This window comes from Syntrophales bacterium, from assembly GCA_030655775.1.
Classification (GTDB): domain Bacteria; phylum Desulfobacterota; class Syntrophia; order Syntrophales; family JADFWA01; genus JAUSPI01.
Window position 1 is genome coordinate 1 of the sequence record JAUSPI010000099.1, and the last position, 12908, is coordinate 12908.

The following is a 12908-nucleotide window of genomic DNA, read 5'->3' on the forward strand; positions in this document are numbered from 1 at the left end:
GAGGTGGTCAACGGTTCAGCTGGCATCCGGCTTCAGTTATGCCAGATCCGGAAACGGAACAGCCCTGGTGTTTACCCGGTGTGCGGGGAGAAAAGAATACGTTATCTGCACACTAAGACCTGCAGTCATACTAATTGGTCTCTTTCAACTGAGGGGATTGGTGATAATGCTTCTTATCGCAGCCATAACACTTCTTCTCGGTCTCTTTTTCAAAAGGCGTATCGGGGGGGTAACGGGGGATATCATGGGTGCAGGGAATGAGATCAACGAGGTTGTTACACTTCTTATGATATGTGGACTTTTTGGCGCATAGGACGGAGAGGAATGTGGATATTCATACCAGATTATATTTGGTAAGACATGGCCAGGTGACGAATCATCTGGATGGGACGTGTAATGGTCATAATGATGTTGATATAACGGAACTCGGAATCGGGCAGATGGGGGCCGTAGCGGATAGACTGAGAGATGAAAATCTGGCGGCCGTCTATTCCAGTGACTTGATCCGCACCATAAGAGGAGGAGCGATAATTGCCAAAGCCCACGGCTTGATCCCCGAGCAGTACAGCGCATTCAGAGAATTGAATTTTGGCCTGTGGGAAGGGTTGAACATCGATCAGATAGAAGAGCAATTTCCCGGCGCCCTGAATGAGCGTAGAATGAGAATAGTCGATTACAGGGTGCCGGAAGGGGAGAGTATCGGGGAACTGGCCGGAAGGGTAATTCCCGCCGTAAAGGAGATACTCGATGCAAACCACGGGAAAAACGTTGTCCTGGTTGCTCACGGAGGAGTCAATCGAGTAATCCTTGCAGATGCCATGAACCTTGACCTGGAAAATTTCTATTCTATTGAACAGGACTTCGGCTGCCTCAATGTCATAGATTACTTTTCCGGATTTGCTGTTGTTAAATTGATGAACGGACAACTACTGAATAAATAAAGCAAAATTCTGCAACAGAAAGGTTGATAGTCTCGTAAAAAGTCATAAACTGCACCATTTGTCATCCTGAACTCGTTTCAGGATCTCGCTTGTTTCAGCATCTAATTATCTCAGTAAGTTAGAGACCCTGAATGATCCTGAAACAAGTTCAGGACATGATTTTGGGTGACAAAAAAAGACTTTTTGCGAGCGAATTCGAAGAATAACGTAAGTAATTTGAGGGTTTTGGGGAAAAGTTGATGGCTGACTGGCAGGATACCTCGTATAAATTGACTTCATATCAAAGTAAAATAGAAAATGCCCTGGTCGAATTGAGGGATGAAAAGGTGATGTCGCGCATATGGGCTCATGATCACACCGTTTGGAGACCTGAGCCCGCCGAGATTACGAACCGTTTGGGGTGGCTTCACACCCCTGAGATAATGGTTGATAACATTAAGCGCCTTGAGGCGCTGGCAGATGATGTCCGTGGTAGTGGCTATACTGATGCCCTGCTGCTTGGCATGGGCGGGTCCAGTCTTGCTCCGGAGGTTTTTCAAAAGACCTGTGGCGCGAAAGAAGGTTTTCTTAATTTAGCCATACTCGACAGCACCGACCCTGGCGCTGTATTGGCTCATGCCAAACGGCTTGATCCTGCCCGCACCCTCTTTATTGTATCAACTAAGTCAGGTACCACGGTTGAGACCCTTTCGTTCTTCAAGTTTTTCTATAACTGGGTTAGCAGTTCTTTAGGTGAGAATCAGGCCGGAGAAAACTTTATTGCCATCACAGATCCGGGCAGTTCACTTACAGAACTCGCTGAGCGCTACCACTTTCGTGAATGTTTTCTAAATGATCCAAATATCGGCGGCCGCTATTCCGCACTCTCTTACTTTGGACTTGTCCCGGCGGCGCTCATCGGTATGGACATACAGACTTTACTTGACCGTGCCGTGACAATGGCCTGCAACTGTGAGGCATGCAATTGTCCTGTTGCAGGCAACAACAATGGTGGCAGCCTTGGTGTGGCATTGGGGGAACTGGCTAAAGCAGGGAGGGACAAGGCAACCCTCATTAGCTCACCCCGGATTGCGAGTTTTGGTGATTGGGTGGAGCAGCTTATCGCTGAAAGTACCGGTAAGGAGGGTAAGGGAATCCTGCCGGTGGTTGGTGAGCAAGTTGGCTCACCTGCCGTCTACGGCGATGATCGTCTCTTTGTCTCTCTTTGTCTTGACGGAGATGAGACAAATGATGCATTTCTTACAGCTTTGGAAAAGGCCGGACATCCTGTTGTACGTCTGTTTCTGCATGATCGTTACGACATTGGCGGACAGTTTTTTCTGTGGGAGATGGCCATAGCTGTAGCTGGTTACCGTTTGGGTATCAATCCTTTTGATCAGCCCGATGTGGAAGCTGCCAAGATACATGCACGTGAGATAACGGCCGATTATAAAGCAAAAGGATCACTTCCAGAGGAAACGCCGACCTTTAGCGGGCAAGGCATTTCTGTTTACGGTGATGTGAAGGCGAACAGTCCGGAATCAGCTTTGATTGCCTTCCTCGAGCAGGCCGGACCGGGGGCATATATAGCGCTCCAGGCATATCTTCAGCCGACTGCTGAGATTGAGGCAGTGTTACAAACCCTTCGTGCCGGGCTTCGCGACCGATTTCGGCTGGCAACCACAGTCGGCTATGGACCGCGTTTTTTGCACTCTACCGGTCAACTGCACAAAGGCGACGCAGGCCACGGACTTTTTATACAGTTTACTGCCGATGATCAAACAGACATTCCCATTCCTGAAGAAGCAGGGTCATCTGATTCGTCCATGACTTTTGGTGTGCTCAAGGCCGCCCAGGCTCTCGGAGACCGACAGGCTCTCCTCGATAAAGGCCGTAAGGTGATACGCTTCCATTTCAAAGGAGATGTGGTTGGTGGTCTGAAGAGGCTGGCATGATTTCATAAACATATTCCTTACCGGGGAGGCTCATTGAGGATGCTTTTGTACAATTACAGAATAAAAGTTTTTTTGATGTTTTTAATTCTTCTTTTCTCACCGGGAGTTTATGCCGATGAATACATTGATGAAACAGGAAGAAAAGTAAACATTCCTCCATCGCCAAAGCGTATAGTATCTCTTGCGCCCAGTATAACGGAGACCCTTTTCGCCCTCGGTCTGGATGAGGAGATTGTCGGGGTAACAACGTTCAGCGATTACCCTGAGGCGGCCAAGTCAAAAACACGCGTCGGTAGTTATGTCAGCATCTCTCTTGAAAAGGTTGTCTCTCTTAATCCGGATCTGATTATAGGCACTGCCGATGGAAACAAAAAGGAGACGATTGAACAACTGGAGAGAATCGGATTTCCTGTATATATGATCAATCCGGCGAGTCTTGAAGAGATATTCGAGATGGTGCTGGACATCGGCAGGATAACGGGGAGAGATAACGTGGCGAAAGACCTGGTTCGCAGCCTCCGCGAGAGGGTTAGTACCGTTGTTTCGCAAACCGCATGTTTGAAAAAACCGAGAATCTTTTTCCAGATAGGGATTGATCCTATTGTTACCGTCGGGAGAGATACACTTCACAATAAGCTGATAACGCTGGCAGGTGGAATAAATATCTCAGGAAATGAGACGACAAGATATCCCCGCTACAGTATAGAGGAAATCATAGTCAGGCAACCGGAGATTATCGTTGTATCATCAATGAAGAGAGGAGAGAATTTTGAGCTGGTCAGGGACAAGTGGAAAAGGTGGAAAAATATTCCGGCAGTCAAAAATAACAGGATTTATATCTTAAACACCGACCTGACAGATCATCCATCGCCCAGAATTGTGGACGGGCTGGAAGAATTGGCTAAAATTATACACCCTGGAGTCCCATTTAAAAATAATTAGAAACCAGCAAGCTTTAAATTTTATTTCAATGACACACGGGCAACACAGTAACCGGGACCAATGCACTACCAGAATCATAACCTCAATAAGAGGAAATTATAAGATATGACAAAGACAAGCGGGTTCTGTGCACAGAAATAACCATTATGGATTTTTTCTTGATAACATCGAGTTCGGTGGAGAAGATGAGCCAAATGTATTATTTCTTGAAATTCTATTGAAATATGATATAATGTGTGCGAAATAAGATGAAACGGGAGGTTCTATAATCAACATGCACTATGATACAGCTCTGAGGCCCTATGGTTCAAAGCGGATTGAAGAAATCGAATCTGCCGACATTATGATTGGCATACCCTGTTACAACAACGAGAAAACGGTCGAGCATGTGATCCAGATGATCACTCATGGCCTTGCCAAACATTATAATGATATGAGAGGCGTGATTTTCATCGCCGATGGTGGATCAACCGATGATACTCGTGAAGTAGCCAGGGAGTTTCAGATTAAACCATGGCAGGAAAAGGTTGTGACAATATACCGGGGACCTGCCGGTAAGGGCACGGCTCTGCGATCTGTCTTTGAAGCAGCCAATAGACTTAAGATTAAGGCATGTGCCGTTGTCGATTCAGACCTTCGCAGCATCACTCCGGACTGGGTAAAATATCTTCTCGATCCCGTACTGGAAAGGGGATATCAGTTCGTTGCGCCTGTTTATGTACGGCACAAATATGACGGTACCATAACCAACAATATTGTATATAATCTGACAAGGGCCCTTTACGGAAAGCGGATACGCCAGCCTATAGGTGGAGACTTCGCCCTTTCCGGGGATGTGGTCAAGTTCTATATTGAACAGGATGTCTGGGGAACGGATGTGGCTCGCTTCGGTATTGATATCTGGATGACCACGAATGTTATAACTCACAATTTTAAAATTTGCCAATCGAATCTCGGTGTTAAAATCCACGATGCGAAAGATCCTGCTCAGCATCTTGCCCCCATGTTCCGCCAGGTAATGTGGACTGTATTCTATCTCATGGAGGAATATGAAAACTACTGGAAAAATGTACGAGGAAGTGAATCCGTCGAAACGTTTGGTTTTGAGGGTGATTTGGAGCCGGAATCAATTAATGTCAACATCGATGGAATGATCGAGAACTTCAAGATCGGCTTCCAGCAGTTTTCTGTCCTGTGGAAGGATATCTTCAGTGAGCAATGCTTTGAACATATCAGGAAGGCTTCAGAACAGGACTCTATAAATTTTCACCTCCCCACCGATGTCTGGGTCAAAATCCTCTACGAACTTGCAGCCACTTTTCATGAATGGCAGATTAACCGACACAAACTTGTCGATCTGATGACTCCGCTATATTATTGTCGAGTGGCTTCTTTCATAAGAGAAAGCCGGGACATGTCATCTCGGGAAGCAGAGGCTCTTGTCGAAGATCAGGCTTTGAAGTTTGAAGAACAAAAGGATTACCTGATACACCTGTGGGATGGGAAATCAGAAAAAATTGCAGAGGCAGAACCGAGCATTGATAATTCCTCGTCGTAGTGATGATAGGCAATTTTGACTCCAGACGCCCAGGCAATGCGACCAAGCGTTTCTTCGTGGGATTTGTCTCCACCAACTCTATCCGAAACAACAGCGAACTGCACATCTCCATGTTCGATTGCAAATTTCAGAACAATATCTTCAAGGAGGGTTACTCCTTCATTATACCATTCTTTAATACCGATCTAACAGATCATCCATCACCCATAATTGTGGAAGGGCTGGAAGAATTGGCTAAAATTATAAACCCCTAAATTCCATTCTACGCCCACCTTATGTTATCGAGCGCCATTGTAAGAGGGGCATATGCGGTGCTCACCGGCGGCGAGTAGCAGGTGTCAATAAGTGATAGTCTTTCTACCGGAATTTTTTCCGCTATCGCTATAGACAGTTTGTCGATCTGTCCCGCCACAGACTCTTCAGAAACAACCTGACCCCCAATCAGGGTATGACTATTACGGTCGGCAATGAGTTTGATATGTATGGGCTTACCCCCGAACAGCCGCCGTCGGGTAGCGGTTTTCGTTATGGAAGTACACACATCGAAGCCATTATCGCGGGCATAGCTTTCCGTAAAGCCCACTGCGCCAACCTGATAGCCGAAAAGTTCGGTAATAAATGCCATGGTAGTGCCATAATAAGGCATGGTATTGCCCATCACCAGGTTTGTGGCGGCTATTTTGCCACTCCGGGCTGTGTTGGTTGCGGTCTGGTAGAGTGTTTTATGACCCCAAATAGCATCCCGGTTCTCCATACAATCCCCGATGGCATAAATATCGGGATTGCTGGTTTGTGAGTATTCGTTTACAGCAATACCCCCTGTTTCACCCACTTCGATTCCTGACTTTTTAGCTAAATCTACGTTGGGCTTAGAGCCGGTAGCAAAGAGCACAAAATCCACTTTCAGCTCCCGGTCGGAGAGGGATAACACCTTCTTACCTTCCCGGCTTGCTATGCTTTCTATCTTGGCCGGCAGAATCAGCTCTACTCCGCTTTCTTTTATTCTCTGTTCAACCACCTCGGCCATTTCCTTATCCAATAATAGCCCGAGGGCGTTTTCCAGAATGTCTAAGCCATAAATACTGCTATAATTTTTTCTCTGAAAGACTTCAGCTATTTCCAGTCCGATCATCCCGGTACCTACTATAGCCGCACTTGTGTATTTGGCAATAGCCTGCTCCAGGATTCTCGCATATCGAAGGTCAGTGCCTAACACGAATTCATTCAGGCCATCAAGTCCCGGAATCGGGGGAATCGTCGGGGAAGCACCCAAATCCAAGATGACCTTATCATAGTCGTAGGTATCCCCTCCGGCAACTAAACGCTTTTCTTTCCTCAGGATGTCGGTAACCTCAGTATTAAGATGAACGGTTATATTTCTCTGCTGGTAGAATTTTTCCCTGAAGGCAAAACTGTCTTCCCATGAGGGGACGATTCCTCTGAATACAAATGGGATTTCACACGGTATATATCCTATTTCAGTCCTGGTGGTGAAGATATCGATTTGAGCATCTTTGTCTAAAGAGCGGATTACATTGGCGGCATTATTCGCACCGCCCCCCCCGCCGACTATACAAACTTTCATCTTTGAGGCCTCCTATGCTTATGTTTGACCGGGAGCGCACCCGCAAGCCCCGCCTTGTAGGCGGGGTAAGGGGCGCAATAAAAAAATATATTCTTTACCGGGAAGCCCCGCCCTGTGGGCGGGGAGCTTCACAATGGTAAAATGGAGAAGGAGCCAAACAGACACAAATTGAAACCTTTTCAAAAGGTCTCAATATGCGGGAAAGGCCGATCTTCTCATCGGCCCTGGACAGTCCTGTTCAAGAAACAGGCCCTACTTTACATTTTCCACGTTAGCGCCAAATGGTCTTGAGGCAAGCTCGTCTTTGTCCGACAGTATAAGCTCAGCGGCAATTCCCGCCGCGTCGGTAATAATCTCACGGCAATGGAGAGCATGTTCGCGGCAGAGCCAATTATCATGCCATTCGGATGTCAGGTCCCTGCAAAGAGTGCAACCATACTTTTCTTTAATCCTGTTAGGAACCTGGTTAAAGAGTCTATAGAGCCCCGGTTTTCCATAAAGCTGTTCTTTCCCCTTTTTTGCTGCCTCCTTGCCTTCACCTTCGGGCAGGGAACTTCTTCCATGAACGGCGCCTACCGCCATGACAGCGCCAACAATTGCGCAGCAACTATCCCCGTAAAGCCCGATACCGCCGCCAAACCCCGTGGCAATTTTCTTCACCTCTTCAGGCAATCCTGTATCAACCAAGCTTATAACAGATTCAAATACACATTCACCGCAATTGTAACCCATACTGAAATTTTTTCTCGCACGCTGTCTGATTTCTTCGATCTTTTCTTCCCTGGTCATTTTTACTGCCTCCTGTTCATAATGTAATGCCTTTTTATTAGTAATCTATGCCGGTTCTCTCCCTTATGCCGGCCGTATAGTGATGCCTGATTTCTTTGATTTCACTTACCGTATCAGCTAACTCTATAATCTCGGGAGGGGCGTATCTGCCGGTCAGGATCAGGTGCAGTTTGGCAGGCTTATTTTTGATGATTTGAATAACTTCATTGAGCGGGATTAGTGCAAAGTCAATGGCGACGGTAATCTCGTCGAGTATTACCATGTCATACTCATTCGATTCTATTACCTCTCTGGCAATATCTAATCCCTGTTTGGCCAGTTCGATATCGATTGGAGCCGGACTGTCCCGCATTACGAAACTGTCCAGACCTGCCAGATGAAACGTCAGGTCGGGCAAGTACTTCTCCGCAGCGAGCAATTCCCCGTATTTTCTCCCCTTCATAAACTGGAGCAGATATACCCTGTTGCCGTGTCCTATTGCCCGGAGGGCCTGTCCGAGCGCCGCGGTCGTCTTCCCCTTGCCGTCCCCGGTGAAGACCATGACGAGGCCTTTATTATACTGTGCCAGGATTTCCTCTCTGCTTTTGGGCACCTTCAATTTCCTCTTAAAGTTACCAGTCTGAGAAGCCTCTGCAATTTGCAGATGTTTTTAAATCCATCTCCTATGAACTGAACAGCGAGCGAATAAAATCAACAATTTTCCTTAACAGCCGGAGGTTCCCCGCAGCTTGCTGCGGGGAGATTCAATTCCACAACATATCGAATTCAGTGCTATAACGAAACGGTCAGTTTGTCAAGGAAGGAAAATCCCGTTAACTCTTGACTGTTACCGACTGACTCTCCCGCATCTCATCACCGGAATAATCACAGCATCTGGTGTGCAGCTTCGTAAATAAGGACAGGAAGATAAATTTTTAATTAATCCACATATCAACACCCGTCCCGATTGTATCCTTGTACCCGGTTTTTTCAAATGCCAGGGGCAGCCCCCCTTAGTGTTCTCAGTACATCTCGTATTTAACCAGCCTGCCGTCAAGCCCGCCGGCCTTGATCGGTTTTTTCCATGATACTTTCAGCCCGATTTTTTTGATATACTCCCGTTCTCCGAAATAAACAAAAGCGGCCGAGCCTTTGCATTTCTGTTTCAGAAAATCGCCGAAATTTTTATAAAACACTTCAAGGTTCTCGTCTCCTCCCATCCGAATACCATAAGGCGGATTGGTTACAATTACATGCCCTTCAAGGGCGGGCAGCTCTCTGAAGTCCGCCCTTTCAACACTTACGTTATTTCCGTAATGGAGCCCCATCAGGTTTGTCCGCGCCGTGCTGACAGCCTCCGCGGACACATCACTGCCCGCAATCAGCCCTTTCGGCAGTTCCCGGATGTGTCCGTCGGCCTCTTTTTTTACCTGCTTCCAGACAGCGCCGTCAAAGTCGGGCAGAAATTCAAAACCGAATCGATCCCTGAAAACACCCGCAGGAATATTGCTATACCGCATGAGCGCTTCACACAAAAGGGTTCCCGAACCGCACAAAGGATCATATAACGGAACAGAACCGTCCCATTCGCTGAATCGGATAATCGCGGCGGCGACGGTTTCCTGCATCGGCGCCGAAACGGTCTCCTCTCTGTATCCTCTACGGTGAAGCGCGCCGCCTGAAGTGTCGAGGCTTATTACCGCCTTATCGTGCCTGATATGAAGGTTCAGCAAGATATCCGGATTCCTTACCGACACATCCGGACGCTGACCGGTTTTTTCTTTGAAATAGTCTGCAACCGCATCTTTAAGGCGGAGGGCAGCGTACTTTGAATGCGAAATCGCGCTGTCGGAAACATTCCCCGATACGGCAAAGGTATTGCCTTCCGCAAAAAAATCTTCCCACTCGATCTGTTTGGCCTTATGATACAGCGTATCGGTATCATGACAATCGTATGATATTAACGGCGCAAGGCACCGTGAAAGAAGCCTGGTCAGATAATTAATTCGATACAGGGTTGATTTGTCCGCCCTGAAATAAATTCCGCTGAATTCCGGCCTGACATCTTCGGCGCCGAGTTCAATTAGTTCCTCCGCGCCGGCTTCTTTTAAGCCGTCGGCTACCATGGCAAAATAACGGCAATCCTTCTGATACTGATATGCCGCCGCTTTCCGCTTTTCTCTTCCAGGGCGTTTGACCCAATCGGCTGATACCATTTTTCACCACTTTCGTTTCAATCGGAGCCGGAAAGAAAGGTCGAGATATTGCTTGATCATTTCAAACCTTTTGCAGTATTAGTTGTTACGCGTCTGAATGAACCCTGCCGTTGCCGCACCAGGGTAAATATTGCATGAGCTTGGGCGTAAAATCAACTGAATTGTGGTAAAGTCCGTCCTTCGGTGGTAAGAACGCGAGCACGCCGCCGGAGGAAAAATTTAAAGGGTATTGATGTTGGGTAATCCGGAAGGGGGGGCTGCAAAATGGATACGGATTATAAAAGCAGAACCCGGAGAAAAAATGAAGACCAGGCCCTGCAGCGCCTGGGCAAACAGTTGGTCGCCCTGCCGTTCGGCCAGATTAAGACCATGGGGCTGCCGGATGAGCTTCTGACGGCCATCGAATTCGCACGTAAAATAAGGAGTCATGGCGCCCGGCGCAGGCAGATTCAGTACATCGGCGCCCTCATGCGGCATATCGACCCGCAACCCATCGAAAACGCCCTCGATCGCATCCGGACGGGAAACTTACGGAAATAACCCGGCGCCCGCCGGAAACGCGCAATTTCAACCCTGTCCCCTTATCACGATCCAATTTTCGGAGTACCTCCACCTTCAGTGGGCCAACGGGCTCTTCAGCCGCAGCGATCATCTGTCGGCTGAAAGAAGCAGGGTTAGATTTGTTTTTCCATTATCAGCGAACATGAGTCAAGAGCAGACTTGATATGGTTATCAAATCTATCATATACATTTAAGATGATTTGTTCTGCCTCCCGGTTCCTTTAGACATCTTGTAAAAATAGATTAACAGCTATTGCCAATTCCTGGCATATAACCGCTTAATGTATATTATAGGTTTGACTTGCCAGGCGGGGTCTCCCGGAAAGGCGGAGAGAAAAAGCCACTTTTCTGTTCAGCTCAGGGGAATAATGCCGCGTAAAGAAGAACAGGTTGTGATATGATTAAAAAAGTGGCCGAAGATACCGTTACACATGGAAGGACGACGCACATGAAATTTGATCTATTCAAGCCCCTGAGACCTTTTATAAACTTAATTTCAGGAAAGAAAGAGCAACAACACACAGCAGAGAAGGAAAAAACACACTCAGTCGAGAAAAAAAAGGAAAGCTCAACGGAAACAAAAAGGAAAGCTCCGGCAGAGAAAAAGAAGGAATGCATGAAGTTCCGTGAACTTGGACTTCCCCCAAACATCCTCAGAGCAATTGAGAATATGGGGTATGAGGAGATGACCCCTGTTCAGGAGGCTACCTATCCTGTCATCATGTCCGGAAGGGATCTCTGCGCCGTCGCGGAAACGGGATCAGGCAAGACGTCTGCCTGCGCAATCCCGCTTATTCAGAAAATCGATACCGCGAAGAACGCCATACAGGGCCTGATAATTGTCCCGACCCGTGAATTATGCATTCAGTATGTGGATGAGATCGGAAAGACTGCGGAAGGGAGTGATGTGGTCCCATTCGCCGTTTTCGGCGGGTTCAGCAAGGAGATTCAGATCGCCAAGATAAAACACGGGGCACATATTATCGTTGCGACGCCAGGGCGACTCATCGATCTTTTGTATGACTCAGTTATCAGTCTGTCGAACGTGAAATGTGTCATCCTCGATGAAGCGGACGAACTTTTACAGGAAGGGTTTCTCGAGGACATTGAGTTTATCATGTCCTGTATGATCAATAAACATCAGACGCTCCTCTTCGCCGCGACGATGGATGACGACATCACAAAGCTATCTCATGATTATCTGAAGGATCCCCAATACATCTCTCTTATCAAAAAGCGGGCGGCGCCGGTAAGTATCGAGCACTATTTCACCTATCTCCACCCGAATCGTAAGGGAGCGGAACTCACAAAATATCTTGAGGGAGAAGGTGTCAGCCAGGCGATCATCTTCTGTAACGCCCGCCACAAAGTTGACAAGCTATTCCGCGATATGCGGAAGCACTATAAAGGCATTGAGTATATACATGCCGGGCTCAGTCAGGACAAGCGTTCTTCCATATTCAGGCAGTTCAAAACAAATAAGCTACGCTATCTCATTGCCACAGATGTCGCCGGGAGAGGGCTTGATTTTACACATGTATCCCATGTGGTAAACTGGGATTTGCCAGGCAATGGGACACAGTATACTCATCGTACCGGGCGTTCCGGGCGGATGGGGAAAAGGGGCCGGGCCTTTACCCTTGTGATCAAGAGTGACCTTCCAAAGCTTCGTGAAATTATCCGCACGAAGAAGATTACCCCCCACTGGATCGGGAAAAATCCGTTTCAGGGAAACGACACGCTCCAGAAAGAAAACCCTAAAAAGAGAAAAATGCACTATCGGCCCAGCACCGTAAAAAAAGGGAAAGATAGCGGGGCAGACAAGAGGTAAAAGGGGTCACTCCGAAAGTAGAAGAAAGTAAAAGGCGACAAGAAGGGGCAGAAGACGGACAGGGGTATTTTTTGTATTCATTATCCCCTTGTCAAAGGCGCCCGCCCCGGGGTCAGCCCTTGACTGGGGACAAAGAAAATGATTGAGAGAGTCAATTGTGTCCCATGTCAAGGGCTGACCCTAATATCCTCCTAATATCCTCCTAATATCCTCTAATATCCTAATATCACTACTATCACTAATATCACTCTAATATCAATGGCCAATTTTCGGTGTACTTCCGCCTTCAGTGGGCCAACGACTTAATAAGCGGCGCGTCTATTTCTTCCGCTTATCACGAACATAAAGGGCCTTTGAATTGGTGGTGCCTATTTGCCTTTCTTCCATGTCAAAAAGCTTTGTTGCAGAAACCAGCTCGCCCAACTTTCCATACCCGTAATTACGTGGGTCATACTCTGGTGTTTGTTTCGCTATATTACCGCCGACAGATGTATGATGAGCCCACCCGCTTTCATCGGAGGATGCTTCGTCTGCATTACGTAGCAGGCTTACCAGTTTTGTATCCTGTTTTA

At 47.4% G+C, this 12908-nt stretch carries 13 protein-coding genes; 8 read left to right on the top strand and 5 right to left on the bottom strand.

The window, feature by feature from the left end; translation table 11 throughout:
- The 6 genes from Q7J27_05180 to Q7J27_05205 all read left to right on the top strand — a co-directional run.
- The coding region (locus Q7J27_05180; protein ID MDO9528539.1) for an adenosylcobinamide-GDP ribazoletransferase at positions 1–313 on the top strand (313 nt) is incomplete at its 5' end.
- A 13-nt stretch (positions 314–326) separates the two neighbouring features.
- Positions 327–941: a histidine phosphatase family protein gene (locus Q7J27_05185; protein ID MDO9528540.1), complete on the top strand. Its 615-nt coding sequence runs from the start codon at positions 327–329 to the stop codon at positions 939–941.
- A 239-nt stretch (positions 942–1180) separates the two neighbouring features.
- Positions 1181–2875, top strand: a complete 1695-nt coding sequence (locus Q7J27_05190; GenBank protein MDO9528541.1) for a hypothetical protein — start codon at positions 1181–1183, stop codon at positions 2873–2875.
- A 39-nt stretch (positions 2876–2914) separates the two neighbouring features.
- Complete coding sequence (locus Q7J27_05195; GenBank protein MDO9528542.1) at positions 2915–3817, top strand: cobalamin-binding protein; 903 nt, start codon at positions 2915–2917, stop codon at positions 3815–3817.
- A gap of 274 nt (positions 3818–4091) precedes the next feature.
- Positions 4092–5375 carry a glycosyltransferase family 2 protein gene (locus tag Q7J27_05200; protein ID MDO9528543.1) on the top strand — a complete coding sequence of 428 codons (1284 nt, stop codon included), beginning with the start codon at positions 4092–4094 and terminating at the stop codon, positions 5373–5375.
- A gap of 2 nt (positions 5376–5377) precedes the next feature.
- Positions 5378–5629, top strand: coding sequence for a hypothetical protein (locus Q7J27_05205; GenBank protein ID MDO9528544.1), 252 nt, complete (start codon positions 5378–5380; stop codon positions 5627–5629).
- 8 nt (positions 5630–5637) lie between these two features.
- Here Q7J27_05205 and Q7J27_05210 read toward each other — a convergent pair whose 3' ends face one another.
- The 4 genes from Q7J27_05210 to Q7J27_05225 form a co-directional block, all read right to left on the bottom strand.
- A complete protein-coding gene (locus tag Q7J27_05210; GenBank protein ID MDO9528545.1) occupies positions 5638–6960 on the bottom strand; it encodes an FAD-dependent oxidoreductase in 1323 nt (440 codons plus the stop codon).
- A gap of 252 nt (positions 6961–7212) precedes the next feature.
- Positions 7213–7749, bottom strand: coding sequence for a C-GCAxxG-C-C family protein (locus Q7J27_05215; protein MDO9528546.1), 537 nt, complete (start codon positions 7747–7749; stop codon positions 7213–7215).
- Positions 7750–7786: 37 nt separating this feature from the next.
- On the bottom strand, positions 7787–8347 hold the full coding sequence (cobO, locus tag Q7J27_05220) for a cob(I)yrinic acid a,c-diamide adenosyltransferase (GenBank protein MDO9528547.1): 561 nt from the start codon (positions 8345–8347) through the stop codon (positions 7787–7789).
- Positions 8348–8750: 403 nt separating this feature from the next.
- Entirely contained in the window at positions 8751–9944 is a 1194-nt protein-coding gene (locus Q7J27_05225; GenBank protein ID MDO9528548.1) for a class I SAM-dependent RNA methyltransferase, read from the bottom strand.
- A gap of 264 nt (positions 9945–10208) precedes the next feature.
- Between Q7J27_05225 and yjgA the strand changes: the two genes are divergently transcribed.
- Entirely contained in the window at positions 10209–10484 is a 276-nt protein-coding gene (gene yjgA / locus Q7J27_05230; protein ID MDO9528549.1) for a ribosome biogenesis factor YjgA, read from the top strand.
- A gap of 418 nt (positions 10485–10902) precedes the next feature.
- On the top strand, positions 10903–12336 hold the full coding sequence (locus Q7J27_05235; protein ID MDO9528550.1) for a DEAD/DEAH box helicase: 1434 nt from the start codon (positions 10903–10905) through the stop codon (positions 12334–12336).
- Positions 12337–12654: 318 nt separating this feature from the next.
- On the opposite strand, the gene Q7J27_05240 is transcribed toward Q7J27_05235, so the two are convergent.
- On the bottom strand, positions 12655–12908 hold a 254-nt coding region (locus Q7J27_05240), incomplete at its 5' end, for an OST-HTH/LOTUS domain-containing protein (protein ID MDO9528551.1).

What these genes read in the sequence shown, in the direction of transcription:
- Q7J27_05190 (MDO9528541.1), top strand. Translation starts at nt 1,181, where the DNA reads ATGGCTGACTGGCAGGATACCTCGTATAAATTGACTTCATATCAAAGT.
- Q7J27_05195 (MDO9528542.1), top strand. Translation starts at nt 2,915, where the DNA reads ATGCTTTTGTACAATTACAGAATAAAAGTTTTTTTGATGTTTTTAATT.
- Q7J27_05200 (MDO9528543.1), top strand. Translation starts at nt 4,092, where the DNA reads ATGCACTATGATACAGCTCTGAGGCCCTATGGTTCAAAGCGGATTGAA.
- Q7J27_05205 (MDO9528544.1), top strand. Translation starts at nt 5,378, where the DNA reads ATGATAGGCAATTTTGACTCCAGACGCCCAGGCAATGCGACCAAGCGT.
- Q7J27_05210 (MDO9528545.1), bottom strand. Translation starts at nt 6,960, where the DNA reads ATGAAAGTTTGTATAGTCGGCGGGGGGGGCGGTGCGAATAATGCCGCC.
- Q7J27_05215 (MDO9528546.1), bottom strand. Translation starts at nt 7,749, where the DNA reads ATGACCAGGGAAGAAAAGATCGAAGAAATCAGACAGCGTGCGAGAAAA.
- Q7J27_05225 (MDO9528548.1), bottom strand. Translation starts at nt 9,944, where the DNA reads ATGGTATCAGCCGATTGGGTCAAACGCCCTGGAAGAGAAAAGCGGAAA.
- yjgA (MDO9528549.1), top strand. Translation starts at nt 10,209, where the DNA reads ATGGATACGGATTATAAAAGCAGAACCCGGAGAAAAAATGAAGACCAG.
- Q7J27_05235 (MDO9528550.1), top strand. Translation starts at nt 10,903, where the DNA reads ATGATTAAAAAAGTGGCCGAAGATACCGTTACACATGGAAGGACGACG.